This is a genomic window from Shewanella sp., from assembly GCF_041630135.1.
Taxonomy (GTDB): domain Bacteria; phylum Pseudomonadota; class Gammaproteobacteria; order Enterobacterales; family Shewanellaceae; genus Shewanella.
Map to the genome: position 1 here is coordinate 20,789 of NZ_JBFKLW010000035.1, position 18,819 is coordinate 39,607.

At 49.5% G+C, this 18,819-nt stretch carries 13 protein-coding genes; 7 read left to right on the forward strand and 6 right to left on the reverse strand.

What is annotated here, in order from left to right:
- Positions 1-18 precede the first annotated feature (18 nt).
- On the reverse strand, positions 19-2,010 hold the full coding sequence (locus tag ABYK60_RS11065; RefSeq protein WP_372872082.1) for an alpha/beta hydrolase family protein: 1,992 nt from the start codon (positions 2,008-2,010) through the stop codon (positions 19-21).
- Between the two features lie 245 nt (positions 2,011-2,255).
- Between ABYK60_RS11065 and ABYK60_RS11070 the strand changes: the two genes are divergently transcribed.
- On the forward strand, positions 2,256-5,036 hold the full coding sequence (locus ABYK60_RS11070; RefSeq protein WP_372872083.1) for a TonB-dependent receptor plug domain-containing protein: 2,781 nt from the start codon (positions 2,256-2,258) through the stop codon (positions 5,034-5,036).
- A gap of 311 nt (positions 5,037-5,347) precedes the next feature.
- On the opposite strand, the gene ABYK60_RS11075 is transcribed toward ABYK60_RS11070, so the two are convergent.
- Entirely contained in the window at positions 5,348-6,463 is a 1,116-nt protein-coding gene (locus ABYK60_RS11075) for an aminoglycoside phosphotransferase family protein (protein ID WP_372872084.1), read from the reverse strand.
- Between the two features lie 31 nt (positions 6,464-6,494).
- Between ABYK60_RS11075 and ABYK60_RS11080 the strand changes: the two genes are divergently transcribed.
- From ABYK60_RS11080 to ABYK60_RS11095, 4 genes are all read left to right on the forward strand, one after another.
- Positions 6,495-6,725, forward strand: coding sequence for a DUF3389 family protein (locus tag ABYK60_RS11080; RefSeq protein WP_372872085.1), 231 nt, complete (start codon positions 6,495-6,497; stop codon positions 6,723-6,725).
- Positions 6,726-6,727: 2 nt separating this feature from the next.
- Positions 6,728-7,408 carry an alpha/beta hydrolase gene (locus ABYK60_RS11085; protein ID WP_372872086.1) on the forward strand — a complete coding sequence of 227 codons (681 nt, stop codon included), beginning with the start codon at positions 6,728-6,730 and terminating at the stop codon, positions 7,406-7,408.
- A gap of 357 nt (positions 7,409-7,765) precedes the next feature.
- On the forward strand, positions 7,766-9,481 hold the full coding sequence (gene ushA, locus ABYK60_RS11090; protein WP_372872087.1) for a bifunctional UDP-sugar hydrolase/5'-nucleotidase UshA: 1,716 nt from the start codon (positions 7,766-7,768) through the stop codon (positions 9,479-9,481).
- Positions 9,482-9,697: 216 nt separating this feature from the next.
- Entirely contained in the window at positions 9,698-10,141 is a 444-nt protein-coding gene (locus ABYK60_RS11095; RefSeq protein ID WP_372872088.1) for an Hsp20 family protein, read from the forward strand.
- A 130-nt stretch (positions 10,142-10,271) separates the two neighbouring features.
- Here the strand turns inward: ABYK60_RS11095 and ilvN are convergent, their stop codons facing one another.
- The 4 genes from ilvN to ABYK60_RS11115 form a co-directional block, all read right to left on the reverse strand.
- Positions 10,272-10,766, reverse strand: a complete 495-nt coding sequence (ilvN, locus tag ABYK60_RS11100) for an acetolactate synthase small subunit (RefSeq protein WP_372872089.1) — start codon at positions 10,764-10,766, stop codon at positions 10,272-10,274.
- Positions 10,766-12,487, reverse strand: coding sequence for an acetolactate synthase 3 large subunit (locus ABYK60_RS11105; protein ID WP_372872090.1), 1,722 nt, complete (start codon positions 12,485-12,487; stop codon positions 10,766-10,768). The genes ilvN and ABYK60_RS11105 overlap by 1 nt, the downstream gene beginning before the upstream one ends.
- A 389-nt stretch (positions 12,488-12,876) precedes the next feature.
- Positions 12,877-14,091, reverse strand: coding sequence for a multidrug effflux MFS transporter (locus ABYK60_RS11110; protein WP_372872091.1), 1,215 nt, complete (start codon positions 14,089-14,091; stop codon positions 12,877-12,879).
- Between the two features lie 152 nt (positions 14,092-14,243).
- Positions 14,244-15,587 (reverse strand): PLP-dependent aminotransferase family protein, encoded by a 1,344-nt coding sequence (locus ABYK60_RS11115; protein WP_372872092.1) that lies wholly within the window; start codon positions 15,585-15,587, stop codon positions 14,244-14,246.
- Between the two features lie 98 nt (positions 15,588-15,685).
- Between ABYK60_RS11115 and ABYK60_RS11120 the strand changes: the two genes are divergently transcribed.
- Together ABYK60_RS11120 and ABYK60_RS11125 are read left to right on the forward strand one after the other, a co-directional pair.
- Positions 15,686-16,291, forward strand: a complete 606-nt coding sequence (locus ABYK60_RS11120) for a LysE family translocator (protein ID WP_372872093.1) — start codon at positions 15,686-15,688, stop codon at positions 16,289-16,291.
- A gap of 209 nt (positions 16,292-16,500) precedes the next feature.
- Positions 16,501-18,255: a SulP family inorganic anion transporter gene (locus tag ABYK60_RS11125; protein ID WP_372872094.1), complete on the forward strand. Its 1,755-nt coding sequence runs from the start codon at positions 16,501-16,503 to the stop codon at positions 18,253-18,255.
- Positions 18,256-18,819 lie beyond the last annotated feature (564 nt).

The following is an 18,819-nucleotide window of genomic DNA, read 5'->3' on the forward strand; positions in this document are numbered from 1 at the left end:
TTTATTTACCTCTGACTATTAATCAAGGTATTGTTTCAAGAAAGACAACATTTCGTTAAACAGCTCTTTTCTGTTGCCTTCATCGTAAAAGCCGTGTGCTTCAGTTTCTTTCCACATCCACTTTGGTTCTTTGCCTGCTTTTTGCAAAGCGCTGCGCATTACGATGGCGTTTTCATAGTGAGCCTGTTCATCCCGACCACCGTGAACCAGGAACACGCCAGCTTTAATCTTATCGGCATTGTGGGCTGGGGAAGCTTTTTTCATTTCAGCTTCTGAACCACCAAATGCTTGTTCCATGTAGCGTTTGCCCCAGCCTAACCGCTCTGCTACGTTGCCTTTTTCAAACATCAATGGCAAGTCGTAAACCCCGACATAACCAATGGCACATTGGTAAAGATCTGGCTCTTTTACTACTGCCATTAAAGATGCATAACCGCCGTAACTGGCACCTGAAATACAGATTTTATCTTTGTTTGCGATGCCTTTATCTATTGCCCAAAGAGTTGCATCTGTTAAATCGTCTTGCATCTCTCTACCCCATTGGCCAAAGCCCATGTCTTCAAATTCCCGGCCATAACCGCCCGAGCCTCTGAAGTCGACTTGCAGGACGGCATAACCGGCACTTGCATAGACCTGTACTTCATCATCATAGAACCAATAATCACGAGGGCCGTGAGGACCACCGTGTGGATGAATGATCAATGGAAGGTTTTTTGCTTCTTTGCCTTTGGGAATGGTTAGGTAACCGTGAACGTTAAGCCCATCTCGAGCAGTAAACATCACAGGTTCCTTATGAGACATGACAGACTTATCGATCCACGGCTTAGAGGAAGCAACGTAAGCGATTTTTTTATTCAGACGGTCATAGGAATAGAACTCACCCGGATTAACGTCAGACGCGGTGTACAGTATCCAAGTGTTGTTATCTGCAGTTGCTGACGTAATGAATACCGCATCTTGCGGGAAGCTGGCTTCCAATGAGCGGAATTCTTTTGCAAAAGCTGAGTTTTCATCGAAAAAGGCTACTTTAGGCTTACCTTCATGAAATAATGCGCCAACAACTTCTGAAATCACGTTTCCTTTTTTATCGGTATAGCGATGATAAAAAGGTTGAGCATCAACTACATCGTTCTTATATAAAAGCTTCTGTTTACCAGTTGCAATATCAAACTCGTATAGCCCGGTTTGGCTATGCTCAACATTGCTGAGTAAATACATTTTGTCATTGGTAGCATTAAAGCCAACGATGGAGACTGACCCTTTGGCACTCTCTCTGCTCATATCCACAATAGAAATTTCTTTCCATTCTGAATTTGGAGAATCACGGTAGTAGGTTACTTTTTCACCGGACGCCTCAGCTTTTAAAAGACCTTTACGTTCGGTTTTATAAGATTGAGATACTCGCCACACATTATCATTATCTAATACTATGCTGGCGTTTTCGTGGCTGGCTTTTTCTACAAGAACCTTTCTGCCTGAATAGATATTCAGCTTATAAAGGTTAGAGTAAGACCCTTTTTCCAGTGCTGAGGAGATTAAGATGTTCTCAGGGTCAGACAGCATGAGATCTTCAATAGAAGCCGCGCCCCTGTCATTATTTCGGGCACCAAATATTTGCTCACGCTTGCTGCAGTCTGCGTTACCTGCGAACAGTTCACCTGTACCGAATGGTTGAGAGTACTGACCAAACTGTTTTGAAATGGTCATAACCACACGTTCATCATTTGCCCACCAAAACGAGGCTACAGATTCATCTGAACGAAAGAAGAATTGGCAGGTGATTTTTTTGGTTTTGGTGTCGATTATGGCCAGTCTTTTGTGATCTTCAAAAGGGTAGGTTGCAGCAAGGAAGTCACCTTTCGGTGAAGTTTTAACTGCTGAAAACATGGCATGTTTCGCAAAACCTTCAATTTGATCATTTGCCTGCACAGAACCATTGAATGCGCACAGGGTGGTGCCCAAGACAGCTAGTGCGCTGATTGAGGTGCTGAATTTCCTTTTGCTAATCAAAGTCGCTTCTCCATTGTGTTAACTGTTTGTAGTGAATTTACTACTATTTACATTCAAACTAACTATTGATAACGTAATGACGCTTTATAATCCAGATGGTAACATTTGGTCTGGCAAAAACAACATTAATTCAACTGTTTAAACAGTATGGATGACCATAAAACTATATAAGTATATTAGTCACGCTAGTTGGTCCGGGGATTAACAAAGAACAGGCTAGGTAGTGTTTGTGACAAGGAGGCTTAATGTTCAAGGCAACACAACTTTCCACGGCGGTACGTTTGGGGCTTTTTTCAGCCGCACTCGGTCTGTCATTTGGCGCTATGGCTGCTGAAGAGGTTGAAGAAACCAACAAAGAAGAGTCAGAGAAAGTCGAACGCATCGAAGTTACCGGTTCACGTATCAGCCGTACTGACATGGAGATCGCTTCTCCAGTAGTGGTAATCTCTGCTGAAGACATGAAAGATCAGGGCTTCATCACTGCGTTTGATGCTCTGCAGGGTTTGTCTCAGAATACCGGTACCGTTCAAGGTAACGAATTTGGTGCTCAGGGTGGTTTTACCCCTAACGCCGACGTAATCGACCTGCGTGGTTTCGGCCCTGGTTACACTCTGGTGTTGCTGAACGGCCGTCGTATCGCTGAAAACCCAACTCCATATAACGGTAAGAGCAACTTTGTAAACCTCAATGGTATTCCTTTTGCTGCTATCGAACGTATTGAAGTTGTAACCCAGGGCTCTTCAGCCATTTACGGTTCAGACGCGGTTGCTGGTGTGGTAAACATCATTCTGAAGAAAGGCGTTGAGTCTACTACTGTCTCTGCCATGATGGGTACCACCAAAGACGGTGGTGGCGATCAAAGCCGCTTCTCCCTGACAACCGGTGCCGTAGGTTCAAACTACTCAGTTACCGCTGCACTGGAATATTCCAAGCAGGATCCTATCTACGCTCGCGACCGCGACTTTATGGATTCGGTTGAAGATAACCCAGCCGGTGCCGGTCCTCTGTCCCGTGGTATTCTGGTACTGGATCGCGTAACTCGTGGTTACCGTGATCCAGGCGAGCAGAAGTGTATCGATTCCGGTTCTGGCTATGTTTATGCTGATCGCGAAGGCTTTGGTAAGTACTGTGGTATTGATACCACAGGTGACAACACCATCAAGAACGAGCGTGAAAACATTTCAGCCTATTTCTCAGGTACCTTGGACATTAACGATAACCTGAGTGCATTTGCCGATGTTATGTATTCGCAAATGGAATCTGGTGTTTATGGTTCACGTCACTTCTTCAGTGAAAACCTGTTCATGAACACTCCAGATGGTTCAGGCAACTACGGTACCCGTGATTACGTTCTGCACCAGCGTATTTTCTCATTCGATGAGATGGGGCAGCGTAAAACCAACTTTGATGAATCCAGTGCCAACGTGACCTTGGGTCTTAAAGGCGTTATCGCTGACAATTACGACTGGAAAGTTTACTACTCAGAGTCTCGTATGGACTATGAGAGCCGTCGTGATTGGTTCAAAGAAGAAGCTGTTGCTGAATATTTCCTTGGTGAAATTGATAACCCATACGGCCTTTACAATGGCGAAGGCAAGGTCGGCATTTACGACGTAATTACTCAGGATGTTCGTGATGGCGTTTTGGGTACTCAGGTGATTACCGCCGATTCCTACTCTCGTACTTTCTCTGCCGAAATCAGTGGCGACCTGTTTGATATGCCAGCTGGTGCTGTTGGTTTTGCAGCCATTGCAGAATTTAACACTCAGGGTTATGACCTGATCCAGGACGACCGTACCCTGAACAATGAAGGTATGGGTTGGTACGGTCTTACCGGTACTGAAGGTGGCGGTGACCGTGACCGTTACGCTGTTGGTCTGGAAGTTCTGGTACCTGTTGTTGACGGGTTGGATGTGACTCTGGCTGGCCGTTATGACGCCTACGATGATGCTACCACTGATGTAGGTGGTCGTCTGTCTCCGTCGGTTGCCGTAACTTATAAGCCAATCGATGAGTTTATGGTACGTGGTACCTGGGGTCAAAGCTTCCGTGCTCCGGACATGCACTATGTATTTGCCGGTAACAGTGGCTACTACTCAAGCACTTACGACTGGATTGATTGCCGTGTAAATGACTACGACGATGACCCATCATTCGTGCCAAGTTCAGGTAACTGTGATGCCAGCCAGTTTAAGGGTACCCGTTCCGGTAGCAAGACTCTGGAAGAAGAGCGCGGCACCAACTGGGGTGTGGGTATCGTTGCTGAGCCAATTGAAAACCTGAGTTTCACTCTTGATTACTACAGCATCAAGCTGGAAGATATCATCGGTGATGAAAGTGCCCAGGCTATCATGGATCTGGAATACGACTGTACCTATGGTCTGAATGGAAAGGATGCCAGTAGCGCTGAGTGTACTGCCAACCAGGCTAAAGTACACCGTGGAGCGGTTGGAGCGCCAAACGAAGGCGATTTGGAAGGCATCGATACTACACCTGTTAACAAGTCTCAGTATCAGCAGGACGGTCTCGACGCTTCTGTCAGCTACAAGATGTCTACCGAAATCGGTGACTTCGGTGCAAGCCTGAACTGGACTCACATCCTGCACACTAAGTATCAGGCGACTGATGAAGACTTGCTGGAAGATATCCGTGATGATAAGGATAATTCTGAGCCTCGTTCCAAGACCTCTCTGGTGCTGACTTACAGCTATCAGGATTTCAACATGGCTATCCGTGGCGATCGTATCGGTCACATCCCGGTATGGGAACAGCCAGGCGAGAACTACGATCCTGAGACTGGTGATGTAGTTAAGGTTGACCGCCTTGATGCGTATTACACGCTGAACCTGGGTATGGGCTATCACTTCAATGACAACCTGTCATTGTCTGTGAGTGCTGAAAACCTGTTCAACACCCGTCCAGAGACTGACGTAACTCACGACAGCTGGCCATTCTATAACAGCTTCGCCTATCCAGGCGCTGGTGTAGGTGCTACCTATCGTGCAGAAGTTTCTTACAAGTTCTAATTGACTTGTAAGACTGAAAAGAGCCGCTGATGCGGCTCTTTTTTTTTGCAATCTCACTTAGAGTTAATGAGGCTAAAAGTTGTCTAGTGAAGTAGTGGCGATTCAACCTCAGCGAAATCTCGAAAGTATACTGTTCCGGGATTAATGCAGGGGCATTGTTCACGGATGTGGGAATGTAGTGGGTGTTAAGTGCAGATGTGGTCGGCTTACGCGTCAGTTTAAAGATTATAAGACGCTCTAAAATTCGCTGTGGCTACCATTTTCTAGCAGTGCCATTCTCCATTGATGTGAGCACAGGTTCACAACGAAACTTAATCAAAATGTTGGGTAAGATAGTTAAGGCTGGCAGTCATGCCTTCTTTAAAGCCATATTGCTCAGCGTACCAGACGACAAAGGCCGCTTTTCTGAGTGTCTGAAAACATATGCGTTCCGTCAGGCTTTGGGGCTGAGATTTCTGCCACTGCCCAGTTGGCAGCAGGGTTCGATAATGATGGAGAATATTCTCAACAAAATGCTGGGGAGCTCGTCGCCAAAGGGGCGCAAAATCCATCGCGGGGTCACCAATACAAATATCGGAAAAATCCAGCACACCAGCCAAGGTTCCCTCAGGATTTACCAGAAGGTTGCCAAGTCCTAAATCACCGTGGCAGATGACTTTGGGTACTGTACTGTGTAATTCGAATTGGTTGCAGGCATCTTCAAAATAAGTATATGCCGCGTGTTTTCCTCTAGGGCTCAGGTATTTGAGTGTGCTGGGCAATATATCGTTAAGAAAAAACTCATCTCCATAAGGATAAGAAGACAGTTCTGATGTTGCAGAATCTGACACCGCATTCTGGGCCACTGACGCAAGGGGCAGACTGTGAAGTTTTGCCAGGAACAGCGCTACTCCATGGGCCAGTTCATTCAAAGAACTGCCGGAAAAATCCTCATTTGTCGGGTGTCGGCCTGTAATTTTCGGGTATAGCATGGCTATTGCGCGCTCTGGTATCGCTGATTGATGAGCTGTATCGGCCAATGACTGTAGAGCGGGGTTGAACAAACTGCTCTGGGGCAGGAGTGCACTGTCCATGCCTGCATCAGTCAAAGCACTAATCAATCTGTTCTCCAATTCAAATCTTGGTGGGGGGAGTTGTCTCTGCACGTCAGTAACATAACGTGATAGTCGCAGCATCCAACAGTGATTAATGTCGATAAGCAGATTGCTCCAGCCATCAGAATTGACTTTAAAACTCAGGGGCGTGAATTCACAGTGTTCTGCGGAAATTTGCTCTGTCAGCCAAGTGGCAAGTGCGATTGAGCTGAAACTCATATCATGTGTTGTATGAGTTTCGTCCTTGTTCACCACCGACTCCAGGCATTTTACGAAGCTATTAATAAAGCCAGTAGGGCGTGGGTCTGTTTTGTCGCTGTCTTCCTGATACAATCTTTCACCCTCATCTGACGGAGGAACCGCCATGGTACTGCAACTAATCAATGGAAAACTGATCCTGACTTCATCGGAGCTGGTATGCAAGCTCAATGGGGGAGCTTCGCTGCGGGCACTTTTTGAGGATGTCAGGTTACACAAGTCGCCCAGGTTGCTTATTGCCGATGCCGGGGCGGTAAGCTGGTCACTGCCTCTGGATACGGACGAACAGCTTTCATTTATTCGCGATTTTTACGGACTACCAAAGGAAGAGAATTGACAATGACTGACCAATTAGCGCCACTTGATGCGATTGTGGTTGAGCCAAAAGTAACAGCTAAAGCTGCGGTGATCTGGCTACATGGTTTGGGGGACTCAGGTGCCGGATTTGCGCCCATAGTGCCTGAGCTGGCGCTGCCCGATGATTCAGGTATTCGGTTTGTGTTTCCCCATGCTCCAGAACAACCGGTTACCATTAATGGCGGTTACATTATGCGGGCCTGGTACGATATTAAAAGCATGGATTTGCATGACAGAGCCGATATGACAGGGGTGTTGGTATCTGAGCAACAGGTACGGCACCTGATAGAAGAACAAATTGCCAAAGGTATCCCCAGTGAACGCATAGTGCTGGCCGGATTCAGCCAAGGGGGGGTAATGAGCCTCTTTAGCGGGTTAAGATTTCCAAAGCCGCTGGCAGGTATTATGGCGCTATCTTGCTACTTGCCCGGGGCAGAGCAACTGCCACAGGATGTGAGTGAGGCCAATCGAATGACGGCGATATTGCAACACCATGGTGAGCATGATGACGTAGTGCCATTAATAGCAGGTGAAATGGCTAACTCGTCACTGAAGGCTGCGGGTTATCAGACACAATGGCAAACCTATCCTATGGGCCATAGTGTTATTCCCAATCAGCTTAGGGACATTCGTCAGTGGCTGATGGCTAAACTGCTTAACTAACCGCCATGCGGTTTAAGACTTAACGTTAACGCACCTTTGGTGCGTTTTTATTTGTGAACAGTTGTGGTGTTTGAGAGTGTGCGCGCGGCCTTTGTTTTGGTACGGGTTTGCCGGTGTTTGCTGCTATTGCCTTTGTTCGTGGATAGCATTTTTTCGTTGGTGGCACTTTATCTTGTTCTGCTGGGTGAACAAGTGCGTTGATAAAATGCTGTGAAAACCCACATTTAGGTCACGAAAATTCATATTTGTGCCACAATTCTCCGTCAAAATTGCTATTATTGTGCGCGACCAAAGGCAGAATAGCCTAGATAGCAATTGATGATGGTTAAAAATATATAAAATCAAGGGGTTGATAATATGTCTCATAAACTGATGAAAGGCATGCTGGCAACAGCAGTTTTGATGGCTCTGGCGGGTTGTAATGACTCCGACGTAAAAGAGCCTGTAGCGCCAACAACCTGTGCTGAAGCTGGCGATGCCTGTCAGACTTTTACTGTGCTGCATACCAATGATAACCATGGCCGTTTTTGGGAAAGCAAAGACGGCGAGTATGGCATGGCTGCGCGTAAAACGTTGATTGATCAGATCCGCAATGAAGTTGAAAACAATGGTGGCGAAGTACTGCTGCTTTCCGGTGGTGACATCAACACAGGTGTGCCTGAGTCAGATCTGCAGGATGCGGTGCCTGATTTTATCGGTATGAGCAAAATTGGTTATGACGCCATGGCGGTAGGTAACCACGAGTTCGACAACCCTCTGAACGTGCTGGACATGCAGCGCCAGCTGGCTGACTTCCCATTCCTGTCTGCCAACATCTACAAGGCTGACGGTACCCGTTACTTTGATGCTTATAAGGTGTTTGAAGTGAATGGCGTACGTATCGCCGTTGTGGGTTTGACCACCGAAGATACTGCCAAGATCGGTAACCCTGAATTTATCAGTGAGCTGACCTTTACCGATCCAAAAGAAGAAGTGGCTAAAGTTATCAAGGAAATCAAAGACGGTAACAAGGCCGATTTGATTTTCGCTGTTACTCACATGGGTCACTATGCCGATGCCCAAAACGGCAGCAATGCCCCTGGAGATGTGGCCATGGCCCGCAGCCTGAACGCAGGCGATCTGCAGCTGGTTATCGGTGGTCACTCACAAAATCCGGTCTGTATGGAAGCAGGCACCAATAACTACGCTGACTTTAAGCCTGGTGATGAATGTACTCCTGATCAGCAAAACGGCACCTGGATCATGCAGGCTCACGAGTGGGGTAAGTATGTTGGCCGCGCTGACTTTGAATACTTCAACGGCGAACTGCACCTGGCGTCTTACAAGCTCATTCCGGTTAACCTGAAAATGTCTGCTGTGGACGAAGGTGGTAACAAGATTAAGGTTCTGGTTGCTGATGCCATTGAGCCGGATGCTGAGCTCAAAGAGCTGCTGCAATACTACCAAGACAAAGGCCAGGCCTCTCTGGATGAGGTTATCGCATCTACTGATGGGCGTTTGGAAGGTGACCGTGCTCTCGTTCGTAATGAGCAAACCAACCTCGGCCGTCTGATTGCCATGGCGCAGGCCGTAAAAGTGAAGGCGGATGTGGGTGTGATGAACTCCGGTGGCGTGCGTGCTTCTATCGATGCCGGTGACATCTCTTACCGCGACGTGCTGACCGTGCAGCCTTTTGGCAACATGGTTACCCTGAGCACCATGACTGGTACTGAGCTGGCTGAATACCTGGCGGCAGTGGCCACCATGCAGCGCGGCTCTGGTGCCTATGCTCAAATTACCGGCGTGAAGATGACCGTTGACTGTACCGCCAAAACAGTGGACATCAGCGATGTGAACGGTAAGGGCTTTGCAGCAGATGCAAGCTACACCTTCACCGTGCCAAGCTTCAACGCTGCCGGTGGTGACGGATATCCAAAACTGGCACCGGTTCAGACTGGTTATGTCGATGCCGACGTCCTGTATGAATTCTTCAAGACCAAGGGTTCTATCAAGGCTACTGACTACAACCCAGTAGGTGATATTGTATATACCAACTCTAACAGCCCACTGGGCTGCGAAGTGACCGCACAGTAATCTTGATGTTGTGAAGTAAAAAGGCCGGATTTCCGGCCTTTTTCTTTTTGTGGGTTGAAAGTCAAAAAGCTGCCCTCATATAAAACATTGAGCCGCGATAAACCGGGCTCGGGCATTGCCTTCGGGGATGCCGTTTCTGGCGCCAAACTGGCCCAATAATCTGGTGCGACAGCCGTCGGCCAACACTTATATATTGCTTTAGATGAGGATATAGCGATGCGTAACTATGATTTGACTCCCCTTTACCGCAGTGCCATTGGTTTTGACCGCCTGGCGCAGCTGGCCGAACATGCCGCTGCCAATAATGGCAATGCCGGCTATCCACCCTACAACATTGAGCTTCTGGGTGAAAACCGTTATCGGATCACCATGGCAGTGGCAGGCTTTGCCATGGAAGAACTGGATATAAGCAGCGAAGGTGACAAGCTGGTGGTGAAAGGCAACAAGCAGGACAAGAGCGCAGAGCGTAAGTATCTTTATCAGGGCATCGCAGAGCGTGGTTTTGAGCGCACTTTCCAGTTGGCGGACTATGTGACTGTCACGGGTGCCTATCTTGAAAACGGCCTGTTGAACATTGACCTGGTACGGGAAATTCCTGAAGCCTTAAAGCCGCGCAAGATTGAAATTGGCGCCCGTCCCGTACTGGAAAACGTTGAATAACCACAACTTCAGCGCCATAAAAAACGCCGGTCTATGACCGGCGTTTTGCGTTTCAGCTGCGGATAACCCTGTATAGCGCCGGGTTGTTATTGTAAACCTCTAGCTGGTAAATGTTGCGGACCTGGCTTCATCAGGCTCGCATGGATTTTTCACCGCGGGAGAGGCCAACCACACCGGAGCGGGAGACTTCCACTACCTTGGTGACTTCGGCCATGGCACTGATAAAGGCATCCAGTTTGTCACTGGTGCCGGCCAGTTGAATCGTATAGTGACTGGCAGTGACATCCACAATCTGGCCACGAAAGATATCGGCGCTGCGTTTGATTTCCTCGCGAATATCTCCATGGGCTCGTACCTTAACCAGGGCAAGCTCACGTTCTATATGGGCTGACTCGGTAATGTTGGACACCTTGAGCACATCAATCAACTTGTGAAGTTGCTTTTCGATTTGCTCAAGCACCATTTCATCGGCGGCAACGGTAATGTTCATCCGTGACAGGGTTGGGTCGTCGGTGGGTGCAACCGTCAGGCATTCTATGTTGTATGCCCGCTGAGAAAACAGGCCCACTACACGGGAGAGGGCACCAGGCTGGTTTTCCAAAAGTACAGATATGATCCGGCGCATCAGCTTTTCTCCGTTTTACTCAGCCACATTTCGTTCATCGCTCCCCCGCGGATCTGCATGGGGTACACGTGCTCGGTTTCATCGACATTGATATCCACAAACACCAGCCTGTCGGTTAATGACAGTGCTTCTGCAAGCTTACTTTCCAGCTCATCGGGGCGGGTGATTGTGATACCTACGTGGCCATAGGCTTCAGCAATTTTGGCAAAGTCGGGCACTGAATCCATATAAGAATGGGAGTGACGTCCGGCATAAATCATGTCCTGCCACTGTTTCACCATACCCAGGAAGCGGTTGTTAAGATTGATGATTTTCACCGGTACATCATATTGCATCGCAGTGGACAGCTCTTGAATATTCATCTGAATGGAGCCATCGCCGGTCACGCAGACTACGGTTTCATCGGGCATTGCCATCTTGACCCCCATAGCGGCGGGTAAGCCAAACCCCATGGTGCCTAGGCCGCCTGAGTTAATCCAGCGGCGGGGCTTGTCAAATGGATAGTAGAGCGCGGCAAACATCTGGTGCTGACCCACATCCGATGCCACATAGGCATCCCCCCTGGTGAGACGATACAGGGTTTCAATCACTTGTTGTGGCTTGATTTTCTCGCTGCTTGCCTCGTAAGACAGGCACTTGCGGGCGCGCCAGCTGTTGATGTCTTTCCACCAACAATCGATGGCCGCTTCATCTATTTTGCCGTACTGGCCTTCATCGAGCAGTGCCAGCATTTCATCCAACACCTTGTCAGCACTGCCCACAATAGGGATATGCGCCTGCACGGTTTTGGAGATGGAAGAAGGGTCAATGTCGATATGCAGCACTGTGGCGTTGGGGCAATATTTTTGCACATTATTGGTGGTGCGATCGTCAAAACGAACCCCGATACCAAAAATCAGATCGCTCTCGTGCATGGTCATATTGGCTTCGTAGGTGCCGTGCATCCCTAACATACCGATATTGTTGGGGTGTGTGCCCGGAAAAGCGCCAAGACCCATTAAGGTATTGACCACAGGTATGTTGAGCCGTTCTGACAGCGCCATAATTTGTGGCTGACAGGCTGAGATAATGGCGCCACCACCTACGTACAGCACTGGTTTTTTCGCAGCCAACAGCGTTTGCAGGCCGCGTCGTATCTGTCCCTTGTGACCTGTTACCGTGGGGTTGTATGAACGCATTTTGACTTCAGAAGGATATTCATAGTCAAATTTGAGCGCCGGATTCAGGGTGTCTTTGGGCAAATCCACCACCACAGGACCCGGGCGACCGGTGGCAGCAATGTAAAAGGCTTTTTTGATGGTGCTGGGTATATCCCGTGGATCCTTCACTAAAAAGGAGTGCTTTACGATAGGGCGGGAAATACCAATCATGTCGCATTCCTGGAAGGCATCGTTGCCAATCAGGCTTGATGGTACCTGGCCCGACAGTACTACCAGCGGCACCGAATCCATATAGGCGGTGGCAATACCGGTAATGGCGTTGGTGGCACCGGGACCCGAGGTTACCAGTACCACGCCCACATCACCGGTGGCGCGGGCATAGCCATCGGCCATATGCACGGCCGCTTGCTCGTGACGAACCAGAATATGTTCTATGTTGGAACTTTCATGCAGGGCATCGTAGATGTCCAGGACAGAGCCGCCTGGGTAACCGAAAATATGCTTTACGCCTTCATCGATAAGTGATCGGACGATCATGCTGGCGCCGGAAAGCTTTTCCATTCGTGCATCCTCAAAATAGATACCGTTACGGTAAACAGTACATTGTTACAGCGACGGTAATCGCTCTAAAACCAAGTCCCCGGGATACCAGGAGCTCGCACAATTGCCAGGACTTCGGGTAAGAAGCTCAGCACCGAACCGGTTCGGTGTGGCAACTGTCACTAATGGACAGGCCTTCATCTTTCAAAAAAGCTTGCTCAATTTCAAGCCGTATTTCAAAAAAAACAACGAACTTAAAGAAAATTCAACATTAAAGGGCTGGATATCAACCGTTTATCCGGTCTGATCCGTACGTAATTCGATTGTAACCTTCTGGATTAAAAGGGTTTTTGTTGTGTTTTTGCCCGAAATAAATACTCCGGGCGAAGGTGGGCATTTTTGCAGTATCTTCAATCCTGGGCGCGGCGGCTCAGTTGCTGACACCCTAGGGCAAGCATTACCGCGAGCAGCATCAGTGAAGAAAACGGCACCGCCGTACCCGTGTAGAGCAAAGCAAGCAGTGGGCCTGCGGTTGCGCCAATACCAAATCTCAGGGTACCAATAACCGCGGTCACAGTGCCGGTTTCCTGCTGAAACTTGAGCAGTACTATGGCATCGGCATTCACCGACATTACCCCAAGGCAGGCCATCAGCGGTATCAGTGTCGCCATGGTGGCCATCAAGCCCAGCCCCAACACATTGGCAGCAACCAACAGCAGGGCAAATATCACCCCCAGTACGCTGGAAGCCCTGAGAAGCCGGAGGGAACCATAACGGCCGACAATCCGAGAATTAACCACGTTTGCCGCCATCAGTGCACCTACGTTGGCAGCAAACACCATGGCGAAATGATGGCTGTCCAGTCCAAACACTTCCATAAACACAAACGCTGACGCTGTGAGATAACAGAAAAACGCAAAGGAAGTAAGCACGCCGCTGGCGATAAACCCTTTTACTCCCGGTCGTGAAAGTACGGTTTTGTACGCCTGAATAAAGCCCGGCTTTTGTGTATTCGCCTTTTGTGGCTCTGGTATTTTCAGGCCGAAAAATACCAGTATCAGCGCGGCAAAGGCATAGACAGCCAGAACATAAAACACCATCTGCCAATGGCTTATCTTCAAAATAAAACTGCCGATACTGGGCGCGATAAGCGGTGCCAGCATCATAATAAGGCTGACGTAAGACATGCCCTTGGCGGTGTTTTCACCATAAAGGATTTTGACATAGCCAGGCACCACTACGGTGGCGGCAGAACCTATCATGGCCTGCATAAACCGCAGCACGAAAAAGCTTTCCGGCGTAGTGGCATGGGCCAACAGTAAACTGCAAACACCAAAGCCGGTAAGACCTATGAGCACCAGCGGGCGGCGGCCGTATTTGTCCGCCAGTGGCCCAAACAGAAGCAGGCCGCAGGCGTAACCGGCAAGATAAACACTGAGGCTTTGCTGCAGCCGGGTGATGTCGGAGTTTAAGCTATCGGCAATGGCCGACATGGCGGGCAGGTACATATCAATGGCCAGCGGCGTGATAGCGACTATGGACGCAAGCAGCGGAATAAGCCAGGCTCTGCCGGCCAGCTGGCTTGAATTTGTTTGGGTGGTTTCGGGCTGTGACTGAGCTCCCACTGTTACCTCTCGTGGATGAATGCCGAAAAAATCAGGCGTTGCTTGTATGTTGGCTGGGGTCCCCACCCACAGCCGGACTTGTCATCTTAGGGCAGTGCGGCGCCTGCGGCCAGCCACCTTTTGGCGTCAATTGCAAACAATTGTTGCAGTGCTCACACCACCGCATTGGCGTGGGAAAAAAGCTCCATCAGTGTGGCATGGATCCGGGCAAAAACCTCGTCTTCCTTACCCTTGGGGATACGCCCGAGGCTTAAGCGCACGCCATTGGCCGGGCCGCCGAAATCAGAAAGGCTGCGGCCAAGGATCCCCTGGCTTGCCAATGCGCCAATAAGATGGCTGGCGCGGTAGCCCGCCGGAAGCATCAGCAAGCCATTGAGTCCACGACTTTTTGCTTCCAGGCCCAGGTCATTTGCCATGGCGAGAAAGCGTTGCTGCAGGCTGGTTATCCAGCTGTCTCTATGCTGATGTATGCCGCCGGCCCGAATAAGATCACAGCCAAGCTCAATCAGCAGCGGCGATACCATCCAGCACTGGGCGTGAATAAGCTGATTAATACGGCCAAGCAGTCTTTGCGGCGTCAGCATAAAGCCAAAGCGAATGCCCCCGGCAAAGCGTTTCGATAAGCTGCTGATGTACACCACTGAGTCAGCATCTGCCGCCAATTGCCATAATGGCGTTTGCCACTCGTCAGCGGTGCAATAGTTCACATCGTCTTCGATGATGGTGATACCGTGACGGCGGGCGAGTGCCAGTACCTGATGCCTTTGTGCCTCACTGTAACCAATGCAGCCCGGGTTTTGGCAGTTAGGGGTGAGATACATGGCTTTGGGATGATGGTGTCCGATGGCTTCCTCGAGGCAGGCTAAATCCAGTCCATCGTTTGTTAAAGGAACGCCGGCAAGATTGAGCTTAAGCTCAGCGGCGGCCTTATTCAGACCCGGATAACACCAGGCTTCGTGCAGCACCCAGTCACCTGGCTCACAGCAACTGGCCAGAGCTGCATAGAGCGCCTGCTGGGCACCCTGAGTGAATACCAGTTTGCCACCAAAGTCATCAATCCCCATGTGTTTAAGGTAATCAAATACGGTGCTGTGCTGTGCATCCAAAGGCGCGGCGTGATAATCAAGCAGGCTGGCCAGTCGATGCGGGTCGCGGCCAAGGCGATACAGCACTTCGCCAAGTACAGTGGCCTGATCGGTAATGGCCTGCTGGCAGGTGGCCAAATCGAGGGGGCCTTGCTGCACATGGCTTAGCTGACGTACATAGGTGCCGTCACCGACACGGGCTTCAACCCAGCCACGGTGAATCGCCAGAGTGTAAGCGCGGGTGACAGTGCCTAGAGTGATGCCCAAAGCATCAGCTAATCGCCGCTGGGGAGGAAGCTTGCTGCCGGGAGCCAGAATACCTTCATCGATGGCTTCGCCAATGGCAGCAGCGAGCTTTTCGTATTTGCTGCCGCTGAACCTTTCCAGCGAAGGCACCCAAATTGTACGCATGACAATATTCCCATTGATCTCATTTTGTCTCGATATAGTATGGAAATAATTCAGTGAATACCACCCATTAATGTATCGATACAATGTTTAGGATGTATATGGATCCGACCTTGACCACTCTAATAGTTTCAGCTGCATTGTTCTGCGCCACTATGACCATGACACCCGGCCCCAATAATGTTTTGTTGGCGCAATCCGGAGCCAATTTTGGGGTGCGGCGCACCTTGCGCCATGTGGTGGGTATTCGGCTCGGCACTACCTCATTGCACGTGGCGGTATTGCTGGGACTTGGCACTCTGTTTGAAGAGTTTCCGATGTTGCATCAAAGCCTTAAGTTGGTTGCGCTGGCGTACCTGCTGTGGCTTGCTTATAAAATTGCCACCGCGCCGACCGGGGATAACAACGGCGGGCGCACCGAACCCATGGGAGTGATGGAGGCCGCGGTATTTCAGTGGATTAACCCCAAAAGCTGGCTTGCGGTAATGACGCTTTGCAGCGCTTTTACCCTTGCGGGTGATGGTTACTGGTACAGCGCCCTGATGATGGTGCTGGTATTCAATCTGGTGGGATTGCCCGCTTCATTCACCTGGGTGTTCCTCGGGCAGGCTATTGGCCGTTTACTCCGTACCAGCAAGCATCGGCGCATCTTTAATCTTGCCATGGCGCTGTGTTTGTTGGCGACCTTGCCGATGGTGGTTGTCTGAACAGCGGCCAATACCGGTAGCCAATCACAGGATTGGCTAAACAGTTATGGCTGTCCTGGCAACTGTTATGGGGCATTTGTCAGCGCAATTGATGGACAAAAATTGACACAAATCTGTCATTCAATGGACTAATTTTACTGGCGGGGATAGACAAATTGCGCTAATTCAAGGATAAGGCTGGAGATTGGCAGTGTTTGCAAGGAGTTGGCATGTCGCGTGTGTTGTCCCTGATGCCGGGACTGGCATCAATAAAGAGTTATCAAAAAGAATGGTTAAAGGATGATGTCAGGGCTGCATTATCCGTCAGTGCTGTGGCGTTACCAGTGGCCATTGCGTACGCGCAGTTGACTGGTGTAAATGCACTGGTGGGCTTGTATTCCTGTATTCTGCCGATGTTGGTATATGCACTGTTTGGCACTTCCAGGCAACTTATTGTCGGACCCGATGCTGCTACCTGTGCCGTGGTTGCCGCTGTTGTCACCCCCTTGGCTGCAGGTGACACTATCAAGCACTGGCAGCTTGTTATGACCATGACCGCCATGACGGGCTTTTGGTGCCTGCTTGCGAGTCGCTTTAAATTGGGTATTTTGGCGGACTTTCTATCCAAGCCCATTCTAATGGGACTTATTAACGGTGTAGCCATCACTATCATAGTTGGCCAGGCATCCAAGATATTGGGGTTCAGTTTTGATGAGCGCTATCTGCTGGATCGCATCCTTGCTGCGCCGGGTTACCTCAGCCAAATTCATTGGGCGACGTTGGCGATGAGCCTGAGTGCCGTTCTGGTATTTTTACTGGTCAAGCGGTTGCGGCCTGGGTGGCCTGCTGCCATGGTGGTGATTGTTGCCTGTTCGTCGGTGGCCTGGGCTGCAAGTCTTGAGCGGTTTGACGTGGCGTTGGTGGGAGATTTAACCAGTAATATGCCGACGTTTCAGTTGCCGGCATTTGATATCGGGCTTGCCCGTGAACTGGTAATGCCCGCACTGAACCTGGCCATGGTGAGCTTTGTGAGCATGATGCTGACTGCTCGCAGTTTTGCCGCCAAAAATGGCTATGATATTGACCCCGATAAAGAATTCCGAGCCTTGGGTATTGCCAACATTGCATCTGCACTGTCTCAGGGATTTGCAGTCAGTGGCGCCGATTCCCGTACTGCCGTTAACGACGCCAGTGGTGGTAAAAGCCAGTTGGTGTCTGTTATTGCTGCAGCGATAATCGCGATGGTTGCCTGGTTTTTTACCGCACCTTTGTCATTTATTCCTCAGGCAGCTTTGGGGGTGGTGTTGGTGGTGGCATCCTGGTCACTGATTGATTTAAAAACCCTGTGGAAGCTTAGAAAACGAGATAACCGTGCATTTTTACTGGCGGCCACCACGTTTGTGGCTGTGCTGCTGATTGGGGTCATCCCCGGGATCACTCTGGCTGTGCTGCTTGGTCTGTTCCAGTTTTTACAGGTGGTGATGCGACCAAGCGATCAGTGTCTGGGTCTGGACAGCAAAGGGACGCTGCGAAGCCTTGATGGATCAGATAAAGCAACCCCGGTACCCGGTGTATTTATCTATCGATTCAATTCGCCACTGACTTACTTTAATGCCAGTTATTTCAAGCGCAGGCTGATTGAAAAAATTGCCGCTGAGCCGGAAACCCCGGAAGTAGTGATTATTGATGCCGTGCCTTGTTTTACGCACCCGGATATCAGTGTGATGGCTATGCTGTCTGAGCTGCATAACTTCTTCAAACGGCGTCATATACGATTGATTTTGGCGGGGCGAAAACGCCAGTTGATAACTTGGTGTGACGCACAGGGGATCCCCACCGGTGAGGGAGGTTTGCTTATTCGCTCTGATTTGTATCTTGCGCTTAAAATGAGTCAATCGTACAAACAAGCGGTCGCTGAAGGTCAGGCTCCGGTGCTGAAGAGACCACCGGATTTGGACTTGATTCTGGAACACAGCCAAATTTAAATCAGCTCGAGTCAAACAAAAAGCCCCATTCATGGGGCTTTTTGTTTAAGAAAGATTTAGTTAGCTATTCATGTTCCAACATGTCACAAGGTATGAGGCCCTGATAAAAATAATAGCCAGCAGGACCTAATCCAAGACTCAATACACACCACAGCAGCTTTTGCCTGGTGGTGATTTTGGCCGTGCTGTTAATGGCCTTATAACCAAACAGACAATGCAACATCAGCAATAACACAAGCAGCAATAAAATCGTGATTTCCATATGCAAAACCTTAAGGTTTGTTCCAGTTGGCTGCGCATCGTGCGCTCTGCCCGATGTCATCCCAGTCTGAACCCTGATTAATCCATTTAATCATACTGGTACTGACGTGCAAAAGTTTAACGGTATGGCGAACTAAGTGCCACTTTAAATTGAATATTACACCAAAAAGAGGCCGACTTTGTGAGACAGGCAGTGAGTTGTGGTGGTTAATCCATGTCTTCATCGGGGTTGGGACGCATTTCACTGTCCAGCCGCAGTAATAGCCCCAGTTGTGCCATATGCTTTCTCTCACGTTTAAGATC